Origin of the sequence: Myroides albus (assembly GCF_024722315.1) — a bacterium.
Lineage (GTDB): Bacteria > Bacteroidota > Bacteroidia > Flavobacteriales > Flavobacteriaceae > Flavobacterium > Flavobacterium album_A.
Genome location: NZ_CP102754.1, coordinates 180,937 through 204,907 on the forward strand (window position 1 = coordinate 180,937; position 23,971 = coordinate 204,907).

21 protein-coding genes and 1 tRNA gene are annotated in these 23,971 nt (G+C 32.7%); 3 read left to right on the top strand and 19 right to left on the bottom strand.

Annotation, left to right across the window (positions count from 1 at the left end; translation table 11 throughout):
* Window positions 1-2: 2 nt before the first annotated feature.
* The 9 genes from NWE55_RS00915 to NWE55_RS00955 form a co-directional block, all read right to left on the bottom strand.
* Window positions 3-1,544 carry a SulP family inorganic anion transporter gene (locus NWE55_RS00915; protein WP_155093186.1) on the bottom strand — a complete coding sequence of 514 codons (1,542 nt, stop codon included), beginning with the start codon at window positions 1,542-1,544 and terminating at the stop codon, window positions 3-5.
* A gap of 335 nt (window positions 1,545-1,879) precedes the next feature.
* Window positions 1,880-2,182, bottom strand: a complete 303-nt coding sequence (locus NWE55_RS00920; RefSeq protein WP_155093185.1) for a hypothetical protein — start codon at window positions 2,180-2,182, stop codon at window positions 1,880-1,882.
* A gap of 355 nt (window positions 2,183-2,537) precedes the next feature.
* A complete protein-coding gene (gene lpxD, locus NWE55_RS00925) occupies window positions 2,538-3,539 on the bottom strand; it encodes a UDP-3-O-(3-hydroxymyristoyl)glucosamine N-acyltransferase (RefSeq protein WP_155093184.1) in 1,002 nt (333 codons plus the stop codon).
* Window positions 3,540-3,758: 219 nt separating this feature from the next.
* Entirely contained in the window at window positions 3,759-6,272 is a 2,514-nt protein-coding gene (locus NWE55_RS00930; protein WP_155093183.1) for a phage tail-like protein, read from the bottom strand.
* A 19-nt stretch (window positions 6,273-6,291) separates the two neighbouring features.
* The gene (locus tag NWE55_RS00935) at window positions 6,292-8,808 is read right to left on the bottom strand and encodes a phage tail-like protein (protein ID WP_258204462.1); all 2,517 of its coding nucleotides are present in this window, start codon (window positions 8,806-8,808) and stop codon (window positions 6,292-6,294) included.
* Window positions 8,809-9,323: 515 nt separating this feature from the next.
* Window positions 9,324-9,833, bottom strand: coding sequence for a hypothetical protein (locus tag NWE55_RS00940; RefSeq protein ID WP_258204463.1), 510 nt, complete (start codon window positions 9,831-9,833; stop codon window positions 9,324-9,326).
* 145 nt (window positions 9,834-9,978) lie between these two features.
* Window positions 9,979-11,406, bottom strand: a complete 1,428-nt coding sequence (locus NWE55_RS00945; protein WP_258204464.1) for a hypothetical protein — start codon at window positions 11,404-11,406, stop codon at window positions 9,979-9,981.
* Between the two features lie 101 nt (window positions 11,407-11,507).
* Window positions 11,508-11,939: an IS200/IS605 family transposase gene (tnpA, locus tag NWE55_RS00950; RefSeq protein WP_155093506.1), complete on the bottom strand. Its 432-nt coding sequence runs from the start codon at window positions 11,937-11,939 to the stop codon at window positions 11,508-11,510.
* A 118-nt stretch (window positions 11,940-12,057) separates the two neighbouring features.
* The gene (locus NWE55_RS00955; RefSeq protein WP_155093459.1) at window positions 12,058-12,786 is read right to left on the bottom strand and encodes an MBL fold metallo-hydrolase; all 729 of its coding nucleotides are present in this window, start codon (window positions 12,784-12,786) and stop codon (window positions 12,058-12,060) included.
* Window positions 12,787-13,179: 393 nt separating this feature from the next.
* Here NWE55_RS00955 and NWE55_RS00960 point away from each other — a divergent pair, with 393 nt between their 5' ends.
* Together NWE55_RS00960 and NWE55_RS00965 are read left to right on the top strand one after the other, a co-directional pair.
* Entirely contained in the window at window positions 13,180-14,298 is a 1,119-nt protein-coding gene (locus NWE55_RS00960; RefSeq protein WP_155093458.1) for a DEAD/DEAH box helicase, read from the top strand.
* A 314-nt stretch (window positions 14,299-14,612) separates the two neighbouring features.
* Window positions 14,613-14,686 (top strand) — tRNA-Arg (locus NWE55_RS00965).
* Between the two features lie 96 nt (window positions 14,687-14,782).
* On the opposite strand, the gene NWE55_RS00970 is transcribed toward NWE55_RS00965, so the two are convergent.
* Window positions 14,783-15,724: an ISAon1 family transposase gene (locus tag NWE55_RS00970; RefSeq protein WP_444850892.1), complete on the bottom strand. Its 942-nt coding sequence runs from the start codon at window positions 15,722-15,724 to the stop codon at window positions 14,783-14,785.
* Between the two features lie 95 nt (window positions 15,725-15,819).
* On the opposite strand from NWE55_RS00970, the gene NWE55_RS00975 reads away from it, so the two are divergent.
* Window positions 15,820-16,989 (top strand): IS4 family transposase, encoded by a 1,170-nt coding sequence (locus NWE55_RS00975; protein WP_160339887.1) that lies wholly within the window; start codon window positions 15,820-15,822, stop codon window positions 16,987-16,989.
* Window positions 16,990-17,110: 121 nt separating this feature from the next.
* Here the strand turns inward: NWE55_RS00975 and NWE55_RS00980 are convergent, their stop codons facing one another.
* From NWE55_RS00980 to NWE55_RS01020, 9 genes are all read right to left on the bottom strand, one after another.
* On the bottom strand, window positions 17,111-17,464 hold the full coding sequence (locus NWE55_RS00980; RefSeq protein ID WP_160339156.1) for an ISAon1 family transposase N-terminal region protein: 354 nt from the start codon (window positions 17,462-17,464) through the stop codon (window positions 17,111-17,113).
* Window positions 17,465-17,645: 181 nt separating this feature from the next.
* Complete coding sequence (locus tag NWE55_RS00985; protein ID WP_230381562.1) at window positions 17,646-18,134, bottom strand: GNAT family N-acetyltransferase; 489 nt, start codon at window positions 18,132-18,134, stop codon at window positions 17,646-17,648.
* A gap of 336 nt (window positions 18,135-18,470) precedes the next feature.
* A complete protein-coding gene (locus NWE55_RS00990) occupies window positions 18,471-19,235 on the bottom strand; it encodes a DUF2314 domain-containing protein (protein WP_155093139.1) in 765 nt (254 codons plus the stop codon).
* A gap of 15 nt (window positions 19,236-19,250) precedes the next feature.
* Window positions 19,251-19,835: a rhomboid family intramembrane serine protease gene (locus NWE55_RS00995; protein WP_230381563.1), complete on the bottom strand. Its 585-nt coding sequence runs from the start codon at window positions 19,833-19,835 to the stop codon at window positions 19,251-19,253.
* A gap of 7 nt (window positions 19,836-19,842) precedes the next feature.
* Entirely contained in the window at window positions 19,843-20,385 is a 543-nt protein-coding gene (locus tag NWE55_RS01000) for an RNA 2'-phosphotransferase (protein WP_155093140.1), read from the bottom strand.
* A 12-nt stretch (window positions 20,386-20,397) separates the two neighbouring features.
* Window positions 20,398-21,747, bottom strand: a complete 1,350-nt coding sequence (locus NWE55_RS01005) for a HEAT repeat domain-containing protein (protein ID WP_155093141.1) — start codon at window positions 21,745-21,747, stop codon at window positions 20,398-20,400.
* Window positions 21,748-22,236: 489 nt separating this feature from the next.
* Window positions 22,237-22,695, bottom strand: a complete 459-nt coding sequence (locus tag NWE55_RS01010) for a DUF7832 domain-containing protein (protein ID WP_155093142.1) — start codon at window positions 22,693-22,695, stop codon at window positions 22,237-22,239.
* Between the two features lie 112 nt (window positions 22,696-22,807).
* Entirely contained in the window at window positions 22,808-23,245 is a 438-nt protein-coding gene (locus NWE55_RS01015) for a hypothetical protein (protein ID WP_160339911.1), read from the bottom strand.
* A gap of 143 nt (window positions 23,246-23,388) precedes the next feature.
* Entirely contained in the window at window positions 23,389-23,934 is a 546-nt protein-coding gene (locus tag NWE55_RS01020; RefSeq protein ID WP_155093144.1) for a HutD family protein, read from the bottom strand.
* Window positions 23,935-23,971 lie beyond the last annotated feature (37 nt).

The following is a 23,971-nucleotide window of genomic DNA, read 5'->3' on the forward strand; positions in this document are numbered from 1 at the left end:
AATTAAATAGTTTTTCTGTGTGATAAAATAATATTCTGTTGATTTCCTGATACTTTCACTTCTTTGTGAAAACCTGTTGTTGTAATGAGTATGTTTTTCTCTTTTGCCTTTTCGTTTATAAAGTTTTCTATAAGCTCTAAGACATCTACATGGATATACCCCATACGCTTTGCATCTATAGCCAAATAACAATTATCTGGCAATTGATAAAGCCTGTTTTTAATAGCTGTTTTGTTTAAAAAAGATACTTCTTCTGCTAAAGTCAAGGTATAGACTACTTGTTCTTGTTTTATCTGACGTTGCATAGAGAAGGCCTTTCTTACATTTCCTATTAATAAGAACAATACACTTACTCCCATACCGATCATCACTCCGACTAATAAATCAGTTGCTACTACCATAATAAACGTAATTATAAAAGGGATAAATTGTGTATATCCTTTGTGCCAAAAATGCATAACGATAGCTGGTTTAGCTAAGTTGTACCCCACTAAAATTAGCACTGCTGCTAAAGAAGCCAGTGGAATCATGTTTAATACTAATGGCAGAGTGACCACGGCTACTAATAGGAATATTCCATGAATGACAGCCGATGCTTTATACAGTCCGCCAGCATTGACATTAGCTGATGATCGTACGACTACTGAGGTCATAGGTAAACCACCCAATAGAGAACTCAATACATTTCCGATACCTTGTACTTTTAATTCTCTATTCGTATCTGTATGACGCTTTAATGGATCTAAGCGATCTGTCGCCTCTATACACAACAGGGTCTCAATAGAAGCTACAATGGCAATGGTTCCGCCAATCATCCACACCGCAGGGTTCGTAAATCCTGCCCAATCTGGAAAGACCAGAATAGAACTGATATCTGATAGGCTATCAAATAGAGGGATAGATACTAATCTCGATGATTCTATCGCTAATGAACTCCCTGTAGATAACCAAAATTGGTTAATCAAAATACCTACTACTACCACTATTAAGGCTGCTGGTAAAAAAGAAACTTTTTTGGTCCATGCCATTTTATTCCACAAGAGTAATATTGCTAAAGATATTGCTGTGATGATAACTGTACCAAGCTGAATAGATGCGAATGATGTAATATCGCCTAAGGCGCTTACTCCGAATACTAAAGGCAATTGCTTAATCAGAATTACTAACCCAATACCCGCTAACATTCCTTCTATTACACTTGATGGAAAATAGTTAGCGATAGTCCCTGACTTTAGAAATCCTAAAACAAGTTGGATTACTCCTGCTATTACTCCTGCCGTCAATAAAAGTTGGAAAGAACCTAACTCTGTAATTGCTCCTAAAATAATAGCTGCTAATCCTGCTGCTGGACCACTCACACTAATGTTAGAGTTACTTAACAATCCTACTACTACACCTCCTATAACTCCAGATATAATCCCCGCAATAGGTGGAGCTCCAGAAGCTAACGCAATTCCTAAACAGAGTGGAAGTGCGACTAAAAAGACCACAAGGCCTGGTGCAACACTTTTCTTAAGTGCCGCAAAACTCATATTATTTGTCATTATTAATTTTACGTTTTGTTTAATAAACAGCTTGTCCTGATGAATTAAAGCAATACATATCCTATCGATCTCTCTTTACTGAAAAATCGACTAAAACTGTCGCATAAAATCATGTGGACTAGTTAAAAAAGATTCAATGCACTATATGCTTAATCGCTGACAATTAACAAACTTTGCGGAAGCAAATACAGATACATTTTAGGAGACGAAAATAGATAATAGGTACTGCTAATCAAGTGCACTACGCTACAACACAGCATAGCAATACTATCTTAGCTAGATAATTTTACTACATCAATAAATGTCTCAATAAAGTCCAAAGTATAGACTACTTTTTAAACAAAACGTTCGGGAGGGGGTAATAAGATGTCGAATTCTTGTGATTCGTACACTAATTTAGATTGTGCGAAGATAGTCTCTAACTTTTCGTTTGTCTCTAATAGATTTAGATTTTGGTTAGTAGATAATGTCCAAGGATGTCCATGGTTTTCCTCTTCTGCACTTGTAATAGGTTTCTTATTTTCTTCTGAAATAGTTACTGCAGGAATCTCTAATTCAATACCAGCCATCACCGCAATAGTGGGTGTAGCCAAGAAGTTGACAAAGAAAATTAATACAATTAGTGACACATATTTCATAGGAACAAAAATAGTTTTTTTCAAAAAAAAACAAGGAAGCAGGTTGTTAATTTTGCTATAAAAAAGTAGATATACTACTACTTTCAAGCAAAACTACCTCAGTCCTACTATTTACTCCAGACTATGAATACTCACTTAAACCCAAATCTGAAAGATAATGATTCAATACTCCTCCCTTGATTACTTTACTATTCAAAAAGCAGTACGGAGAAGGGCTATTCACAATTTCACTAATACGGAGTATCTCGATAAGTAATAAAATAAACAGACCTAATAAAGTACAGTGCCTTTTTACTTAATAAAAAAGCGACTAATCTTGATTAGTCGCTTATATTTATTATCTCATGACAGAGAATTAATTCTTCGTTCTATTAGTTACCAATTGTTTTAAAGCTGCCCATTGTCTCAAGGTTGTCTTTGCTTCTTGTGCAGGATATCCCAGTACTGTCTTACCTGCTTCTACATCACCAGTCACTCCAGATCCAGCACCTACGACAGCACCTTGTCCGATAGTAACGTGATCTTTAATCGAAGCACTCCCCCCGATGACTACAAAATCTTTTAAAGTAACTGATCCGGCTAAACCACTATTACCTGCCATAATACAGAATTTACCAAGTTCACAATTATGTCCAATCTGCACAAGATTATCAATCTTACATCCATCACCGATAATTGTAGCACTAAATTTCCCTCTATCTACACAAGAGTTTGCTCCTATTTCAACATAATTTCCTATGACTACATTGCCAATTTGAGGAATCTTGACCAAGCCAAACTCAGGAGAAGGAGTAAAACCAAAACCATCTGCACCAATTACAGCGTTGGGATGTAAAATACAGAATTGCCCAATATGACTTCGCTCACGCACCACCACACCAGACCACAAAATAGTGTGATCTCCTATTGTGCTATCGTCCAACACCGTGACATTAGGATATAGTTTGACATTCTTTCCAATAACCACATTTGCACCAATGACACAACCAGCAGCTATCTGTGCTCCTTCATTAATAACAGCTGTACAATCAATCGTAGCATTAGGATGAATATCTGTTTTAAATACAGGCATCTTAGGAGCGAATAACGTAAGAAGTTGAGCTAAAGCTAAATCAACATTATCCACTTTTATAAAAGCTCTATCTACACCTGGTAAGATAGATATATCTTTATTCACTATAGCAATTGGAGCTTTTGACTCACTCCATAGGCGTTCGTACTTTTTGTTACCAATAAAAGAGATTTGGCATTCCTTTGCTTTTTCTAATTGTTCAGCAGCAGTAATTTGCCTTAATGTATCTCCAACGACAACACCGTTCAACACATCATTTAATTCATTCAGCGAGTAAGATTTCATAATTTTAAATAAGTTTCCAATTGTTTATACAAATAAAACGAATAAAAAAACAACTTATTGCATCCAATATATATAAATACTACATTATTTACAATTACCAATAATTTTAAATACAAAAAGGACAAAAACCAAATACATTTTATTGAAAAAAATAAAACAAAAAAAGGAATCACAGTAGTACACCGTGATTCCCATTCTATCTTATCCTTTTAAGAGTTATTACTTCACGTAATCAATGACAACGTAATAACTCCCCGCAGGTAACTTCTGACTATCAATATCATTCACTGTGATATACGTCTTGCCATTATTCACCTTCTTATGTAACAAATCTCTTGTAACAGCATTAGTTGTTTCGTTAATCAGTTGAAAATTAACAATTAAACCTCCTATTTCTTTTTCAAATTCTACTACATTAAAATCAGTAGCAACGTTTAGGCGCTTTGCATATCTCAGTAGATCTTTATCTATCCACTTACCTACTACCTCATCCTCTTGAATCTTCTCATTAACACCAAAGGTATTTGCACTCCTCAGATGATCATCATTCGGATTAAAAGTTCCGTCGATTAACTCCTTGATATAATCTTGAAAGTCATAACTTTCTGCAATTAGTTTAGACAAATCAAATTCGTGAACATCAGCATTTTCATCTTTAAAGGTAAGCTTAGTAGTCTTTTTATCTGGTGTATTAAACACATCTATTGCAGTTACCGTTTCCATTTCCCTTATCCATGTAGGTAAGAACTTACTTTCCTGAAGACCATTTTCTCCCTTCCATATAAAACCTAATTCACCACTCCTTACATAAGCTTTCACATATCCCTCTTGTTCTAATTTCTTTTCTTCAATATCAGACACTATATACTCCAATAAACTTTTCATAGGGGGTGCCGTAAAAACTTCATAGCTCCCATCTATAAAAGACTGTACCAAGTCTATCTCATACTTTTTACCACTTTCACTTATATAATTATACTTCCCTGTAAATTCACCATTCTCACGTATTTCTTCTATACTCGTATCTGTTTCGACAAGATTATTAATTTTAATCTCTTTTAATTCTAAATTACCTTGTTTTCTAACGACCTCATAAAAAGTATCATCCTTATAAACAATACTATTCTCTACCCATTCAGTATTCTGAGAAGTAAACTTCTTTAATTGTTCTTGTACCTTATTATCTTTTAAAACGTCTTGAAAATTATTCTTAACATCTTCTACAACAGTTATTACAGTGGGTACCCCTTCTCCATCTTCATCTTTCTTATTGTAAAAATTATATACCCCTGAATGTTCACCATCATCATTTAACTCAGGTTCTAATTTCGATACAATCAGATCTAAAGAGGCAAAAGCTCCCATTTCCTCCATCATACTTTCCTTAAAGCGAGGATTTTTAAAGAACATCTCTGTCAAATTAAACTTCGATTCATTACTATCTTCATCTTTATAAGTAAGTATCACACCATCCTCTTGACCTACAACCTTCAAAGAGGTCAAAGTCTCAGATCCCGTAACAATATCCGTCAAGTTAATTTGTTCAATTTCTCCACTATCGCTTTTCCAAGTTATGTACACTTTACCCTTTTCTTCTTTAATAGAAACTTCACCTTCTTCTTTTTCAATCAACTTGATAATTTCATCTTTAACTAATTTCTGTTCAAAAATTGTTTTACTATTCTCTATCACATCTTGTACGATATCAAAAGTAAATACCTCCTTTTCTTCATTAACATATTTATAGCGACCTGTGTACTTTCCATCTCGATCAACAATGGCTGACAACTCTGTATTAGTCTCCTTTAAATCCTCAATATCAGAAGCAATAATTAAAAAATCTTGGTAATTGTTGTTATCTTTTTTGGTCACGTAGAACTTACCTCCAAAATAAGTTACAGCATCTTCTTGATTTCTTTTAAAATATTGATCAAACTGACTCTTTACATTTGGAACTTCCAACAGCTTTCCAAAATTAGTTGCTACATCTCCGATCACATTAAGCTTTGTGGGTACGTAAGTGGGATCACTATCTCTTTTTTCATTATAATAGTAATACACTCCTGTTCTAACATTATCCACTACATCAGGTACAATTTCAGTAATGGTTTCTTCTTTAGATACCTGATTAACGTAATCTATAATATACTTTTCAAAAACAGTACTTTTTTTGAGAATGTCCGTTAAATCAATTGTTGTCTTATCTCCTTTTTCATCTTTATAAATAATTTGAGCTTTTCCTTCCTCAGCCGAACTAGATAACGAAGTCAAATTTTGGAGATTATTCACAATTGAAGAAATACTAAAATGCTGATCTAAGTTATTCTCGTCTTTCCAATGAAAAATATAATCATCTCCATTTTGCTCTACTCTCACTTCTCCTGAAGCACTATTACTTCTAATAGCTCGTGTTTTTGAGGATGCAATATATTTTTGAATAGTTGCATTTGACACGAGAGTGTTCCACTTCTTACCTTCCCAACAATAAAACCCTGCATCCAATGAAGGCGTCCCTAAATGATAGACAATTAAACTCTCAGGATATGGAGCTCCATCTATCGTTGTAATATCTGTATCTGAACTCAGTGTGACTCTCGGTATTAAGACCCCTTTTTTCGTAGATTGTACTTCTAACTGAACACTCGGATGGGGCAATTCTGTCCCTATTCCAATTTGAGCTTGTGTTGTTATTGTTCCCAACAAGAACAACATTGGTAATATATTTAACTTCATACGTATCAACCTTTAATATCTATTGTTTTTTTAGATAATCTATTATCACATAATAATTACCTTTGGGTATTGTATTATCAGAGTCTTTTGCGTTTTTTAAAAAAAACTTAGTCTTATCTCCTGAACTACTTATTAACTCTATTTTATTGTAAATCAAATTAGAATCTTCATTGATTATTTTTACTTCTAATGGCAAGCCGTCTTTCCAATTAGCTAAAATCAAGTCATCAGTATCACTTTGCTTTACCACTCTCTCCATATACCTAAATCTCTGCTGGTTATTGATCTCTCCCACATAACTTTCTCCATCCAACAAATACTCATCTAATGACTGATTAACTAGTTTAGCACTCTCTCGATGCTGATCAACATTAGTCGTCTTTAACTTCGCTTTTGCTTGATCAATATATCCTTGAATTTGTTCGCGTAAGGTTTCGTTTTCCGTCAATTTTTTTGCCAATTCTCCTTGATTATAGGCCAAGCTTTCACTATCCAAATACAATATCCCTTGATGAGCGCTAAGCATTTTTACCTTTCTGTACATTTGGTAAACTTCTTTTAAAAGTCTTCGTTTAGTGATAAAACTAATATCTTCACTATACTCATCCATAGTTATCCACTCATACCCTATTTCTCCATTCTCCACAAAGAATTTTGGTCGCCTTTCTATGCCGTCAACACCACTTTCAATAGCAGTTAAGACTTTAGGAACACTCAATATTCTATCTATAGAAGACTTTACAGCATCACGAGATCTTAGTGGATATTCTTTCTTTTTCTCATTTACATAAACATAGTCTACAGGATAATTATTCGTTTCTTCTTTTCTAAAGAAAGTCTGGTTTTGTCCTAACATATTCATATTGACTGGTAGAAAGACATCTTTATTATCTTCTATTACATAATATTTAAAACTATCATCTTTAAATAACACTAAGTTCTCAGGTAGAACTGTTAGTTTTGAAAAAAAATCTGAAAGAAGGCTCTGCACTTTAGCGTCATCGAAGACCACCTCTGAATTATTTGTAAAATCCTTGAGTACATCCATTATGGTGTTATCATTCATACTATCAAGTGACCAATTTTTAAACTTATATGGCACGTATGGTTTAGTAGGATCTCTATAATAAAAGTAAGATGAATTTGGTATCATCTTTAAAAACTTTTCGTACTGTACCACAAGCAAGGGGTCTTTTCCTACCCCCTGTAAGTAAGTAGAGTAATCTTTCGCTTCAATGATCTCATCACTAAAATAAATAAAATTAGTATTCTTCTTTTCATCCAAATACTTTAAATTATAATAATTTGAAGTATCCCATCCAATTCCAGTTGATTCTAACTTTGTTAATGTAGGTTCGTTATCTACTATATTTGATAGCAAAAAAGTCTTTATCTGATTATTACTATCTTTCCAAGTAAACTTAATATCACTACCATTTACAACTTCTACTGTTATTGGGGCATTATTTTTCCGAGCATTCTTTACTATTTCACGAGTATACTCATTATCAAATATTTCCTCACTTCTATTGACAATATCACCTAAGACATGGATCTTATAAGAGAGGTTATTCTCTTCTATATATTCAAATCCAATAGTATCTTTTCCCTGTTCATCTTTAAGTGAGCGTATACTCGTTACTGTTTCCTTAAAATCAAACAACTCTTTATAATCGACCTCTTTCTTTTCTAGTTTTTTATCTGTTAAAGTAGTAACCCAAAACTTGCCATTCTCAAAGGTCAATTTCTTATCCTCTGCAGAAAGAGCAAGTTCTTCAAAACCTCGTTTAACATTTTCATTATTGAGAAAACTACTAAAATTGTTCTCCAAATCCTTAATTACATCGATTTCTAATGGAGTGTAATTTAAAGACAGGCGATTCTCATTATAGAATTTATACTTTGCATCATAAGTAGATACAATGTCTGTTGTAATCTCTTTAATAGCTTCTTGCTGTATAAAAGACTTAATATAATTTTGAAATTCTGAACTACCTGTTAACAAGGGTGCTAAATCAATGGTCGTATTCTGAGCCTCCTCATCCTTATAGATCAGTGCTACTCCCCCTTCTTTATTAGTAGATGTCAAAGAGGTGACTTGTTCTAAAGCTTTGACAACATCACTTATAGAAAACTCTTGAGCAGCATTAAACTGATCTTTCCATTTAAATACATAATCATCCCCTACCTTTACAATTTGCAGTCCTTCACTGGGAACCACTTCAGTAATGTAATCTTTGATATTTTCGTTGGTTACAAGAATATTCCAACGCTTATTTTCCCAATAATAAAACCCTGCAGGTAGAGATGAATTTCCGCTGTGATAAACTAATAAGCCCTCAGGATAAGGATACCCTGCTACTGTGGATTGATCACTCACTGATTTAAGTAATAACCGAGGAATTAATACTCCCTTGCGATCAGAACTAACCTCAAGCATCGCAGATTTATCAGGCAATTTCGTACCTATACTTGTCTGGCTGTATCCTGTTATAACCCCCAAAAGAAATGTAACAGATAATATCCTTCTTTTCATTAACCATATTTTAATAAGTAAAATTAAGTTAAAATTTTACAGATATACCATAAACAAATCAAACATTAAAAAACAAGATTAACAAAATAGCTAAATAAAAAGAAAATATATAACAAAAAAACACATTACTATATATTTTAACTATATCGAAGTGGTTTTATATGATAAAAAGGCAGTCTTACAGCTAGAGAGATTTTAACAAATTAACTTTTAATTAAGAATATCCATCCTAATAGGATAACTTAAATAATACGAATTATTCATTTATTAAGCAATAAAGTACAATAAATAAACAACTATAATCACATATAACGATATATTAATAAATAAAAGTCAGATAAAAAAACCAAAACAAAAAGATAATATAAAGATTTTTAGATACAAAAGTAGCTAAGGAATTCATGATAAAATCAAAGTGTGAGCTTACAAAAAAGAAAAAATATGATAATCTAAGTTTAAATACTTTTTGTCAACAACAAAACATACTAAAAACTCATGAAGAATAAAAAGAAAAACTAATTCTCTTTATTCCATTTGACAAACCATTTTCCTATCCTACTAAAATTTGTCAACAGTATGAATCCCAAAACTAAATTAGCAAAAGCAGTAAAAGCAGCATATTGATTATAGGAAGGCATATTTTCATTTCTTACAGCTGCAGTAAATCGCTGTATTACCCACGTAATCATATAAGGTAGATTATTCACAATAAGCATTGCTCCAATAATAAACACTCCCACCTTAACAATATCTACAGTTGTCAAATTACTGATCTCTATTTTATCAGATTCATAACCTTTACCCAAACGAAAAAGGTTCACTATCTTATCTCCATACAACATAACCACAGTGAATCCTATTAGCAAAAAGATATGTTGACCTATATCTGACATTAAATCACTTAAAGTATTTTCTTCAACACTAATCCAATAGTACAAAGTACTCAATAGAGACAAGAAATAGGTAAGGAATAAGTAGAATCCTATTAACTTTACTAATGCAACAAACAAATCTCTTTTACTCATAGCTATTTTACATTATATAAAATATAAAACTTTAATATACAACATCTTAAAAAATAATCAGATTAGTTTTCTGTTATCTTATTAATGAAATCACTTATATCAGGATTATTTATAATTTCTGGCTGATCATAATTATTGAACATTGTTAAAACTGGTTGTGTTGTTTTGTAAGTGAAGGCAACCTTCTAACAATATAGTACTTTAAAAGTTGTAAACTTGGATTGGCACTATCTAATTTCAAAGCTTTTTCTATTGCTATCAAACCTTTTTTATATTGACTATCCTTCGAATGAAGGTATATCGTGCCTCTGAGATAATATAACGGAGCTTTCTTATACCCAAGTTTCTCGGCTTTAGTTAACAAATTGAGTATTTCATCTTCTCGATACTCTAAATGATTAGATATACTGTAATTCACTTTACAATTAGCTAAAAGTAAATACAAGCGAGGTTCCTTAGGATGGTCAACTAACTTTTCATTTAGATAGTTTTCTAACTCGATTAAATCGAACTGTATCCTACCACCAGCCATACTAAAGGCATTAATCAAAGCATCCAGTTCTTCATCAAAACGAGAATCTGTCCTATAGACAGAACTCAAAGTATAGTAAAAAGGATTAACTGAATAACCATCTAAAATATAACCTGACTTTGTCTGAGGAAAATACTTTAAACATTGATTGACAATATACTCTGCTTCCGAAAGTCTATTCTGTTTAATGTACAAAATCGCTAACTTATTAGCATAATTTAATGTGTACTTAAAGAATCTATTACTTTGATATCTATCTGAGTCTGTATCTGTATCTTTATTATAGTATTTTAAATAATACTTATACCGGTAAGTAAAAAATCGATACTGTTCTTTTAGTAATACTTTATAATACGCTTCCAATCTCTCATCGTAATGAAAGGTAGTCAATAGTTCTTCTTTCCAAGTTTCGTATCTATCCATATACTGTTTACTCATCTCGGTTGCCTTATAGTTCAACTCAATTGTACTCAACTTTTCAACATACTCTAAAGACTGTTCTAAATTTTGTTCAACAGCTACTGATTCGTGTTTTGCTAAATTATAATAGTATATAGCCAAATGCTTATAAACACTTTCTTTACTATCTTTCAAAGTCGGATCTTTTTCTACTTGTACTAATGCCTTCATATAATCATCTAAGGCATTTTCATAGTTTCCTAAATAAAAGTTCATTAACCCACGACGCAAAATATACTTCACTCCTTTAATACCATCTAAGCCATTCTGTTCAGCGTGAATTAAGAAATTAATATCGTCCATCAATTCTTCAAAAGACAGCCCTAGATAGGACATTTTACTATACAGCTTCTCTCCATTTTCGTCACGCACATTACCTTTTGTATGCAAATCAATAGCTGAATTAAATGTCAAATCTAAACGGCTAATTCTCAAGCCTACATTCAAAGAATCTTCGGCAATTCGCTTAGAAATGCTTCCTACGATACCTCTCATCTCTTGACCTGTAAAACCAGGTTGAGCGTACATAGAGAACGTTGTCACAAAAGCTAAGAAAAATATATTTAAGTAGAACTTACTCATTTTATCCTATAATTATTAATTATATTAACAAAAATAAACCACTATGGACTGAAAGTCCATAGTTTGTTAAAGCAGACTAAAGTCTGCCTGGGTGGAGCTACTTACTCAAGTATAAAGTTACCTCCGTTATCATTTGGTTTACGATGGTGTTCAAGATATTGATTTAGCATTTCATCAGTAATATTTCCTGTACTCCAACAACCAAAGCCTATTGCCCAAAAGTGACGTCCCCAGTATCTGTGCTTCAACTCAGGAAATTCTATTTGGAGTTTCCTTGAGGTACGACCCTTGAAGAGTTTGACAATATTACTTATGTTTTGAGATGGTCGATATTCTATATGAAGATGAACATGATCCTTTGATACTACACCTTTTAAAATTTGAATATCTTCTGCTTCACAAATCTGAATGATCAGACTACGACAACGTATCTGAATATCTCCTTCCAATACTGGATAACGATATTTAGTCACCCATACTATATGGGCGGTTAAACGTGATACACTATGTCCTCCGGTTCGTTGATATTCCATATATCAAAGGTAAACATTTTTAGAAGCTGAAAGCTAAATGCACTAAAGTGCATAGTTTTAACTACAGTCTGCGACCAATAAACATTAATTAATCACAAAATAGATTCGACACTACCATTTATTCACATATATACATTACTTTATCCATATCGTGATAAAACAGCATTGTCCAGTGCTCTGCTTCTGCCTGTACCTTCCAGTCCCCACGCCACTTCATCGCCAACTTTCCATCATAGTCGCTTTTAAAAGCCATATTAAATTCCAGATAATTATACTTAGGTAAGTTATCAGCTCCATAAAAGATAATCTGCTCATCGTCTTTTATCCAAAATACTTGCATATAAGGCGTGTGGCCTCCTACTACTTCATACGAAATACAGTCATCTATATTCCCTCTATCTCCATTCATCCATATAATATTAGGCAAGGCTAAGACCTCCTCTAAAATATCATAATCAAAAGATATATCATCCATAGAAAGTTCTGCAAAAGCAACTTCCCTACGCTGAATATAAATATCTGCGTTGGGAAAACGCCCTTTATATCCCTTTTCTGTATCTTCAACAAGACCATTAACATGATCCTTGTGTAAATGCGACATCAGGACTCTATCAATATCTAAAGGAGTTAATCCCTCTTTTTCAAGCAACTGATCTATGATATAGGCTCCATTCTCTTGATATCCTAAACCAGCATCTAATAAAGTCTTGTGATGATCCGTTATGATAAGAAAAGGCTGTACAGCTAACTGTATTTCCGTTGTTAATACCTTATCTCCAATTGGCAAAAAGTTCTTTACCTCATCTTCATAAAAATCTCCTTCTTTCAGGGGAACTACTTTTATCATTTTTTTGTGTGAATTTGTGGTAGCAAAGATAAGTAGAAAATAAAACACCCCTTTTAAACAATCCTCTACAGAAGAAGATAATAAATAAAAAGTATTAAATAAGCATATAATATATCTATATTTGTTCGCGCTCAATTAAGAAAGCTACTACAATCATTTCTCTGAAATAACTTTATATCAACGTCTTTTGATTTTTTGTTTTTTCAGTTGCCTATATATTGTAAGAGGTTCAATCTCATAGAGGCAAGAGAAAATAATACATTTAAAAGTGGTTTTACCTCCTTTGCTGTATTTCAATTAAAAAACTCATTACACATAATAGAAAATTACAGTTTATTACCTATAAACTGTTTAAATTCCATTGTGAAAAATGAAAAAATATAAAACAACAAAATGAACTTTAAAGATCTCAATATCATTACGCCAATACTCGATGCTATCGAACAAGTAGGTTATACTGCACCAACACCTATTCAAAAACAAGCAATCCCTATTGTGCTTGATAGAAAAGATATTATCGGATGTGCCCAAACAGGAACAGGTAAAACAGCTTCTTTTGCCATACCGATTTTACAAATATTGCACAATAACGAGCATGCTAATAAGGGAATTAAAGCTTTAATTCTCACCCCTACAAGAGAACTTGCAATACAAATCAGCGACAATTTTAAACTGTATGGTCAAAACCTTTCTTTGAAACATACAACGATCTTCGGGGGCGTATCTGCTGAAAAGCAAATTAATCAAGTAAGAAGAGGTTGTGATATATTAATCGCTACACCAGGTAGACTGCTGGATTTAATCAATCAAAACGTTGTTAAATTGAATCAAATCGAACTATTTGTTTTGGACGAAGCCGACCGAATGCTCGATAGTGGTTTCATACACGACATCAAAAAGATACTAACCAAGCTACCTAAGAAAAAACAAACATTATTTTTCTCGGCTACAATGCCTACTGAAATTAGAAAGTTTGCCCAATCTATTTTATATAAACCAACAGAAGTAAATGTGACACCTGTTTCATCGACAGCAAAGACCATTGAACAATCTGTTTACTTTGTCGATAAAGAAAACAAGCAAGAATTGCTAATTCACTTGCTTAAAGACAAACCAAAAGAGCGTATATTGGTATTTACCCGTACAAAGTATGGAGCGGATAAATTAGTCAAAAAGCTTTTAAAGGCAGGGATACAGTCAGCTGCAATACACGGAAACAAATCTCAAAATGCAAGACAGCGCGCCCTTGAGAACTTCAAAACGAATACAATCAATGTGTTAATTGCCACTGATATTGCTGCACGTGGTATCGATATAGATGAGCTCCCTTGTGTAGTTAATTACGAACTTCCCAACATTTCCGAAACTTATGTACATCGCATTGGACGTACAGGAAGAGCTGGTGCAAATGGAGTTGCTATTTCATTTTGTGATGAAACAGAAAAAAAGGATCTAATGAATATTCAAAAATTAATAGGATTTAAAATTCCAATTAAGAAAGTTGAATTATAGGCTCCTATCTACTTGTTTCACTATTAAACGCTATAAAAGTCGGTATCACCTTTAAGGTTTATTCTCGCAACAAATCAAATCTATTGTTGAATAAACACAAGCTTAGAGAGAGACATAGGATTATTTTTATATAAAAGTAAAAAAATATACCCGATAACTATTTACTTCTCAAAGAGTTGTTGAAAACATCGAAAAAAACATTATTTTTTACTTGTTTCGTATATTTAAAAAGCAATATATTTGCAACGTCAAAATGAGACACACACAGTGTTAGACTCATTACAGACGCCTAATTAAACACTAAGTTTAAGGACGGTCCAGTAGCTCAGCTGGATAGAGCAACTGCCTTCTAAGCAGTAGGTCTCAGGTTCGAATCCTGACTGGATCACAAAAAAGCCTCAACAAATGTTGGGGCTTTTTTTGTTTACATTCTTATCTAATTTAAAGAGTGGATTTCAAAATGGATCAATCTCAAAAGTTGTGTTTAGGCATAAAGCTTAGTCAATCTGTATAAAAAGAAATCAATATCTCTTACACCTCTAAACTGAGCTCTGAATGCTTTAATTTTTGCATTAAAAGATTCAGCAGAGGCATTGGTACTTCTATTATCAAAATAGTTAAGAATTGTTTTATAATTGATTTGCATTGTATTGATAACAGTGCCGAATTGTTTTAAATTAATCTTCATAACATCATTGTACCAATGAGCCAGTTTAGTATAAGCTACTTCTTTTACTGTGGTTGTGTTATATATTATTCTTAAGTTTTGCGCTACATTATAAGCTTGTTTAATCAAAGGATATTGATTAAATAATATATCTGCTCTTTGCATTTGATTAGTAGTCCATTTACTTGGATCCATAGTTAGTAGATATCTACTTCTTATAAGTAGTTGCTTAGCTGTATCTCCATTATCAAATTCTATTGGAATAAATTGTTTACCTTCTTTTTTAGCTTGTAGGATTAAGTTGTTTTCAATATCTGAAGCATTCCAACGTTCTTGTATTCTAATATCTTGTAATGCTTCATTTACTAGTTTCTGTACATGAAAACGATCTGTTACTTGTGTTGCATTAACAAAGCACTTCGTAACAATTTTTTTCATAGAATTTGCCATATCAAGTGTTATCTCCTTAACTTTAGATCTTGTCTTAGAGGAGATTGTAAGAAGCTTCTCTATAATAGGCTCTACTTTAGTGCCAGAAAAAATTGCTACTATACTTCCTTGCTTTCCTCTACTATATTTGTTTGTAATAATTGTATAGAGCTCACCTTTTGACAAAGCTGTTTCGTCTATTGATAGTTTAGGACCTATGTTTTCAGGAAAAAGAAGATAGTCTTTAGCGTGTTCTTTATGTTCCCAAGCTTGAAAATCACTTAGTGAATCTTTGTATTGGCGTTGTAATTTTTTACCATCAATATCAATAACGTCCTAAACGTTTAAAAAAAAGGTACAAAAAAAGAGAGTAAATTAAGGATCTCAAATTATCTTTGAGTTGCACACCAAAAAACACTCTCTCTATGACAAATGTAACTTTATTTTCTCAAATAATCCAAAAACTAGATCGTTCAAAGTTTAAGAAAATAGTAAAGGAAAGGCAAACAGATAAACACAACAAGGGTTTTGATAGTTGGAGTCATTTAGTATCTATGCTATTTTGCCATTTTGCCCGTAGTAAATCTGTTCGTGATATTAGTAATGGCCTTCGCTCTGCTACTGGAAACTTAAATCATTTAGGTTTAACTATAGCCCCATCTAAATCATCAATCAGTTATCAGAATAAAAAAAGATCCCATGAGCTCTTTAAAGAGTACTATTTTACTTTGCTCGAAAGTTTAGGACAGCATCCCAAGTTTAAGCAGGTGAAGTTCCGAATCAAGTCAAAAATCCTGTTATTAGACTCCACAACCATATCTCTGTGTTTGAGCATCTTTGATTGGGCAAAATACAAGACCAATAAAGGTGCTGTTAAAATGCATACACTCCTTGATTTTGATGGGAATTTACCAGCCTATATTAATATTACAAATGGTAAAACGGCTGATAATAAAGGAGCTTATGATATCCCATTACTCAAAGGCAGTGTTATAGTTGCTGATCGATTCTACAATGATTTTAGCCTTTTAAATGTTTGGGACAGCAAACAAGTATTCTTTGTGATTAGACATAAAGACAATTTGAAATTTGAAACTATTAAGGAATTAGAGCTTCCAGAGAACAGACATCAAAACATCTTAAAAGATGAGTTAATTAGCTTAACTAATACAAGGTCAAAGCAGATATATCCGAAAAAATTAAGGCGTGTAGCAGTGTGGGATGAGCAAAATAATCAGGTCATTGAACTCATTACCAATCAATTTAATTGGACTGCAAATACTATAAGTGAATTGTATAAAAGTAGATGGATGGTAGAAATATTCTTTAGAGATTTAAAGCAGTTACTGCATATCAAATCTTTTATAGGAACATCTGAAAACGCTGTGATGATACAAATTTGGACGGCGTTAATTACCATTTTAATACTAAAAGCATTGCGAGCACAGTCTAAATTCAAGTGGCATTTATCCAATTTAGTCGCTTTTATAAGATTAAATCTCTTTGTGAAGATTCAGCTGAAATTATGGCTCGATAATCCGCTAAATGAAGTAGAAAAACCACCTCCTAAATTACAACAGGGGGTTCTGTTTTAAAAATCATCATATATATACTCGTATCCTACTAAAGTGGGAGGATATTCTATGTACTAAATTTATTTAGGACGCTATTGCATCAATATTAAAGAAACCTCCTATTGTATGGCAATCACTTGCCTTAGTATCTATTAATTTCTTTTAAAAAAGAGGCAAACTCATCAGTTAAACGAGTGCCTTTTGCTACTAGATTCCAATCTCTCTGTACTAATTCGCGAGTAGTTTTATCTAACCAACGACGACGCTTGACATGAAGATAAACACTATTTCCTCGTAAAGGAAAATCTTGTATTGTGGTTTCATTATGAAATCCATGACCTATAAGAATACGGTCTTTTGCTTCATCCGGGACTCTATTAAATTCTTCAAAATATAGGTGCATTGTTTCACCTTGTTTTATCGTTTTTACTAAATCAAAATGTTCTACTAAAAACTCAGGTAAAATCATTTTTACAAACTCAATATAGTTTTCCACGGTTATTATTTATTATTACAAAGATCTGTAGTTTTTAATTCACACACAACTTTTGAGATTGATCCTACAAAAGTTGGATCAGGAGCAAAAGTTGGGAACTAAGTATAAATTTCAGACAATCTTTTAATTGAGCAAAGAGATCTAATTCTACTGCAAGGAGATTGTTGAGCAGTAGTATCCTTTATAACTCCATTTTCAACATGACCATATCAACTAATTGAACCCCATTTTCAACAATAGGCAAAGTATAATTTTCAATAAAAAAATTCTTTCGAACACCATACTTAACAAAGCCATTTCGCTCGTAAAAACGTATTTGTGCATCTCCACAATCTGCTGTCCCAACAATCAAAGTCTTTACATTGCTTTTTTTGACAATAGAGACAATTTCTTTAATAAGGATACTACCAACACCTTTTCCCTGTAAAGATTCATCTACAGCAATATTTTTAAGTTCTACGACATTATCCGATTCTTTAAATAGACAAAAGACCGCATATACTTTACGTTCACGGGTCAAAATATAAACATCACAGTGAAATAAATATTTATCGATAGCTTCCTTTGTTTCATCTGCCAATAATAACAACTCATATGGATATTGATCACCCTCATCTAAAAGTGAAAGCTGAAAGGGCTGATCTTGGATATTCAATGTCTTTTGCATCATGTATAGTCTAATTTTATTTGTACCCGCAAAATAACTCAACTATTTCAATACAGTACAAACTTTCTCACTTAATTCTCATATACTTTACTTTCTAATACTTCATATGGCAGTAACAAATAGTACCTACAACTACTTACTTTACTTTTGTAATAGCCAGAAGTAAAAGCACTTTAAAGAAGGCTGTCAATTCTATAAAGTCAAACAATTAACCACTTTTTAATGGACAATTTATCGTTTCTATCCTCTTGAGAATAATTCTTCATACAAGAAAAGCACAACAATTTCTTGTTGTGCTTTTACAAGTTGTAACCTTATTTACTTAACAATTCACTTTTACTATGACAAAACTGGAATAATATGATCCCATTTCAAGTATTGAGCATACTCTAAAGCAGTTTTTCCATCTTCAGATTTAATATGCTTGTCTGCCCCTTTTGCCAGTAAAATCTCAATAGTACTTAGATTTCCAGCTATAGCCTCTCTGTGTAAAAAAGTAAAGCCATCTGGATCCACTAAGGTGATCTCCTCCGGGTTCTTATCTAAAAATTCGATTAAACTTTCTTTCATATTCTTACTCATAGGGTGTTCAATGAGATTTTCTGGGTGTTCTTCTTGATTATAAGCTACTAAGATATTATTAAAGTCTCCAAAATCAAGCCCCCATGCCGTATCGTGTTCTTTCAACTCTTCTTCTGACATTTGTGAGCGCATAGCTTGTACAGTAAACCCTCCGTATGATTTACCTTCAGTCAAAAACATCCAATCACTTATTTGATCTACAGTAACACCAATTGATTCTCCTTCTTCTATATTAGTCAAGATATTAGGTTCATTTAGAAGTTCTCCATAGATATACATTCCATCAAAGTAAATATCACCAATCCACATATGCTCTACTTCTACATATGTTTCCCCTTTGTCATCTTCAAACTCTTGTGTAAATGCCACCTTCACACTTGCCATATCCAATGCAGGAATAATTCTTCTACTTTCCCAATATAGTTCTCTCCAAAAATACTTGAAAGTTTCTTGTGCTTTCGCAAAAGCATCTATCATAATCTGATCTTCTCCTGAAGCAAAAAATACTTTATTATCTTCCATAATAGTTTGTTTATTTTATCTTTTATTTAATTTATAAGCTATAACACTTCCCACAATTGCTCCCATTAAATGTCCTTGCCAAGAAACTCCTTGATCTACTTGACTTGGAAGTATACCGTAGACGATTGATCCATAGACAAGAAAAACAACAATTGAGACAACCAATAATAGCAACTTTTTACTGAATACACCACTAAAAAACAAGAAAAAAGCTAAGGCATAAATCACTCCGCTGGCACCAATATGACAACTGTATATACCACTTTGAAAATAACTAAAGTCAGGCAATAACCATGTAGCTAAACCCGTCAGAATCCACGATGAAATAATGACGAAGTAGGCCTGTTTGTTATAAAACAAAAACAAGACAAAACTCAAAATTAGCATAGGAATAGAATTACTCATAATATGCTCTAAGTTTCCGTGAAACAGAGGACTCAAAACAATTCCCCTAAGTCCTTCCATTTTCCAAGGAATAACGCCATAACACTGATTAAATAAACCTGTTTTTTGGATCAAAAAAATGAACCACATCAGACCTACCATTAACAGTGGTACAACGACAGTTGTCTTCTCTATTTGTTGCTTTCTTTTTTTCAAAACACCTTTATTTTGACAAATACTTTTTATCCACTATATCTGTTAGCCAAACCCCATTCTCTGATTGGTAAAACTTGAATCCATCTTGATACATTTGTCCTGCTAAAACAGTAAACACTTTTGCCTTCCCCCTTCTCGATCCAACTTGAATAGCAGTTTCTTTATCTTTACTCAAGTGCACGTGTTGCCTTTGCATTTTCGAGATTCCAGTATTCAAAATTGACTGAACAAAACGCTCTGATGTACCGTGATATAGAAACATTGGCGGTTCTTTTTCAACCAATCCCAAGTCAACATTAAGTGAATGTCCTTGATTGGCTCTAATTTTTAAACCGTCTTCGTTATACGTATATCTCTTTTTGTCATTTGTACTAACTATCTCGTCTAATTCTTCCTTTGAAAAACAAACTCCTTTCATTGCAGATTTAGCTATCAATTCTTCAACATTTGCCCAACCTTCATTATCTAATACGATTCCTATCTGACTCGGTTCATGTCTTAAAATTAAACTAATAAATTTACCTATCGCCTTTTTCTTTTTTTCATCCATTATTAAAGTGTATTATGCTTTTAACAAACTTACTCTTGTTAAATTGTACTCTTTTAATCTATAATCTAAATTACTATTTACATAAGTATCTTCTCTATCGATATACTTTACAGCAATATTTTTATAATAAGGCAATAAAGAATCTTCTTTCACCTCTTGCAACGCCTGTAAAACGGATATCAACACAGATTCATCTTGATCTTGTAATCCCGTCATAAACTGCGGTAAATACTTTACCTTATCATCTAATTGGCCTAATGCATAATAAGCTAAACTTCTAATGCTTTCATCCTTTGATTGCAATGATTTGAATAAATAATCACCATAATCTACCTTCGCTTCTTTCAACAAATAAATACAGAATCGTAAAGTCTCAGCATCGCTTATCGTTTTAAGGTAATTAACAAGATCTTCTACCCATTCATTTGCATGCTCTTTTGCATACCAATAAACAGTTTGAATGCAATAACAGAAGTCAATATCCTTACATTCTTGTAAGTGTATCTTTGCCTTATTATAATCGTGTTTAGCTAACAATCTACTCAATTTTAAATATACTTCTCCATCACATTGAGGTAAGTATTCTTCAATTTTACAAAGTACATCATCAGCAATAGTGTTCTTTTTTATCAATCCATCTATGTACTCAATCTTTCTCAGTGCTGAGTCATGCTGCAATACTCCATTCCACAGCTCCTCAACTGTTCCTCCTCTATGATACCCAAACCATCCGGCTGAGTCACCTATTAAATCTCCCGAAATAACCTCATCCAACCATCGTTCATACCAGTCCAGAAAATTGCTTTCAAAAGCAAGTATTGGCTTTTGGTCTTCATTGGTATAGGCAATTCTTCCTTTTAACGGTCCATTGAGAATAAGATTAGATGTAATAGTACAACCCTGTGACCCCAAGGGCAGCAAACCACCAAATACAGTCCCCTGCAAATAATTATACTCCTCATCTGATAACTGATCATTATCCGATACACTATATAGTATTTTCCATTCTTCTTCAGTCATTTCCTCAGTTAACTGACAAGGATGACTCAAAAATTCTTCTGGATTATCACTATACAACACCTCATTCAACCCTTTGCCAAAAGGTAATATTCCATAATAAGGACCTGCTCCAGAATGAAGATAACCATCGTTGTCCTCAGTGCCATTGCCGATTTCAGTTACAAATAACTTGTACGCTTCTGGAAGACTTAAATTATTCGCTTTCTCAAACTCATCTACTACCGCTCTTGAAATAGGCTTCCCTAAGTCATATCGATGAGACTCTGATCCAAATACTTGCAAAGTAATATCTCTTTGCTTAGCTAAAATAAACTTCTCTTTAATTCTTTTTAGTTGGTTCATGTATGAAAATTTAAATTCATTCTTGTGGTGTAAACTACGGTATTGTTTACCAATACTTACTTGCTTAAAACTTATATTCTATTTCAACAACTTCATGATACGACACAGTTAGATTGCAAATATCTCGTAATTCTCATGTGAAATAACATATTGTATAGTAAATATGTCTTCATTCTTCTCCTGAGATACTACCTATACGAACTATTGATATAGTAATTCTAACTCTTGTATTAGGTAAGTGAACAACTGATAAGAAATCAACTAAGTACGCTATAAATATTCAGTTTCCTCCACTGAAAATCCAAGACTATCAAACCAAGTACTCTCCCAAACAAACTATCTTTCAATCTGAAAAAATTGTAGAATAAACTATTCTTTTGTCAGAAACAAGGACTAACTATTTGATACTTTAGGTAATGAAAAACTCAAACGATGTTTGAAGCTATTCCTTGAGAAACTACTTTAACTCAATCACTTGTATACAAAATTTTATATTCTTGTTTTTTGCCACTGTTCAAATCGATGATCTAAGGTTTCCTCCACATCGTAATAATTCTCCCAGCAATCTTCTATATAGTAAACTCGATCAGGGTGTTTTAAATGAAAAGTCTGTATGTAATCATCTAAATAATTAGAAACTCGCTTAGCAAATACACCTGTATCCTCATAGTAATCTTCAATGAAGTTATTTCCCATTTCGTTAAAAAATACAGAAAGTAATCGACCATTAAAATGATCTAATAAAAATGATGCACCTGATAACCTTTTTTTTCTCACTGCTTCTAAATCTTCTTTAAAAGCAACAAAAGGCTCTTCGCTCACTAAATGGTTGATCACACACCAGGTAAAGAAGAAACCAATATGTGTAGCTCCTCTCTCATAAGCTAAATCAACTGGAAACTCTCCTGAGTGATGCCATGCGTAATCGTCGTATTTTACTATCCCCATAAACTTGATTCAAAGTGATTAAATATTCTACTCAAAGTAAAGATATTGTTTTCACTTATTTTAGATAGAAATAATTTCTTTTAGATGTTGTTATTTCTTAGAATGTAAAATACTATAAAGGATTACTTAAAAATGATCGTGAAAAAGCGTATAATATTTGATCTTGCACATCTTCGGATATAATCTCTCTTAGTAGTCGTTGATAAACTCCACTTGTCCCGCAATCCTCAGCCAATTTTGATTTATTTCTTGCAACGAAGCCTTCAAAATAGCAATTGCTCCCAGCGCATATCATGTGTAAGAACACACATTTTAAGTAAGGTTTCTTTCGAGTAAATACAAATATATCGTCTTCCGCACTATAAAGCTCTTCTTCTTTGTGTTTTCCCATTTTGAAATAGTGACCTACATTTATATATAAAATTAACAGTAATTGAGAGCCAACATACAAGTACTTTAAAACTGCTAAGGGAAACAATCTTTCCAGCTCCTCATTGAATATTTTTTCTTGTCCTTCTACAACAGGAATCATAATATAGGTAACTTCCATTTGTTTGTTATTTTAATTAATTCTAAAGTACAAACAATTCTATATAGATAAAAGAAGTCTATTTTAATAAATCATTAAGCTATCGTTAAGCTTTTACCACAAAAACAATACAGTAATTATAATTTTAATATAATTTATTTCCATTATCCAATAAAACAAATAACACAAACAGAAAAACACTTAACATTGACTTTTACCATATCGTAATTCTCTATCAGCAATAGATCATTTTTCTCTAAATGGTAAACCTTATCTCCAATTTCTAAGACAGATAACTCAATACTAAAAATGAAAATAAAAGAGGAGGTACTTTCTATTTCACCACAGTGCACTATTACTTCTTCTTGAACACCTGCTCCAATCATTAAATTAAAATCATTTCCCTTACTGTACGATACAACTCTATCACTCGAATCAAATTGAAATATTTCACCTTTAGCAAACTTCTTTCTTTTCTCTTGGTGTAAAACATCTAAAGTATTATCAAGCATGACAAGATATCTGCGAAAGCCTTTAAAATTTGTAAAAACTGAAGGGATTTCCTCTATAAGAGCACTGCTTATGCGAAAGGTGAATGACCTACTTGCATAGTTTGCTCCCTTAGGGTAAATAAAATATTCCGTTGTTTTTCCTCCTGACCAATTTGAGGTCTGTAGTTCTCCCCTTTTGATGATTGTAATGCGATTCATAGCAAAAAATAAAGCCTCTAAGATAAACTCAAAGGCT

Bases quoted from the DNA above. Each gene is read 5' to 3' on its own strand.
- NWE55_RS00930 (WP_155093183.1), bottom strand. From the start codon at position 6,272: ATGAAGTTAAATATATTACCAATGTTGTTCTTGTTGGGAACAATAACA.
- NWE55_RS00935 (WP_258204462.1), bottom strand. From the start codon at position 8,808: ATGAAAAGAAGGATATTATCTGTTACATTTCTTTTGGGGGTTATAACA.
- NWE55_RS00940 (WP_258204463.1), bottom strand. From the start codon at position 9,833: ATGAGTAAAAGAGATTTGTTTGTTGCATTAGTAAAGTTAATAGGATTC.
- NWE55_RS00990 (WP_155093139.1), bottom strand. From the start codon at position 19,235: ATGGAAGATAATAAAGTATTTTTTGCTTCAGGAGAAGATCAGATTATG.
- NWE55_RS01010 (WP_155093142.1), bottom strand. From the start codon at position 22,695: ATGGGGATAGTAAAATACGACGATTACGCATGGCATCACTCAGGAGAG.
- NWE55_RS01020 (WP_155093144.1), bottom strand. From the start codon at position 23,934: ATGAATCGCATTACAATCATCAAAAGGGGAGAACTACAGACCTCAAAT.
- lpxD (WP_155093184.1), bottom strand. From the start codon at position 3,539: ATGAAATCTTACTCGCTGAATGAATTAAATGATGTGTTGAACGGTGTT.
- NWE55_RS01015 (WP_160339911.1), bottom strand. From the start codon at position 23,245: ATGGAAGTTACCTATATTATGATTCCTGTTGTAGAAGGACAAGAAAAA.
- tnpA (WP_155093506.1), bottom strand. From the start codon at position 11,939: ATGGAATATCAACGAACCGGAGGACATAGTGTATCACGTTTAACCGCC.
- NWE55_RS00920 (WP_155093185.1), bottom strand. From the start codon at position 2,182: ATGAAATATGTGTCACTAATTGTATTAATTTTCTTTGTCAACTTCTTG.
- NWE55_RS00945 (WP_258204464.1), bottom strand. From the start codon at position 11,406: ATGAGTAAGTTCTACTTAAATATATTTTTCTTAGCTTTTGTGACAACG.
- NWE55_RS00960 (WP_155093458.1), top strand. From the start codon at position 13,180: ATGAACTTTAAAGATCTCAATATCATTACGCCAATACTCGATGCTATC.
- NWE55_RS01005 (WP_155093141.1), bottom strand. From the start codon at position 21,747: ATGAACCAACTAAAAAGAATTAAAGAGAAGTTTATTTTAGCTAAGCAA.
- NWE55_RS00985 (WP_230381562.1), bottom strand. From the start codon at position 18,134: ATGATGCAAAAGACATTGAATATCCAAGATCAGCCCTTTCAGCTTTCA.
- NWE55_RS01000 (WP_155093140.1), bottom strand. From the start codon at position 20,385: ATGGATGAAAAAAAGAAAAAGGCGATAGGTAAATTTATTAGTTTAATT.
- NWE55_RS00915 (WP_155093186.1), bottom strand. From the start codon at position 1,544: ATGACAAATAATATGAGTTTTGCGGCACTTAAGAAAAGTGTTGCACCA.
- NWE55_RS00955 (WP_155093459.1), bottom strand. From the start codon at position 12,786: ATGATAAAAGTAGTTCCCCTGAAAGAAGGAGATTTTTATGAAGATGAG.
- NWE55_RS00975 (WP_160339887.1), top strand. From the start codon at position 15,820: ATGACAAATGTAACTTTATTTTCTCAAATAATCCAAAAACTAGATCGT.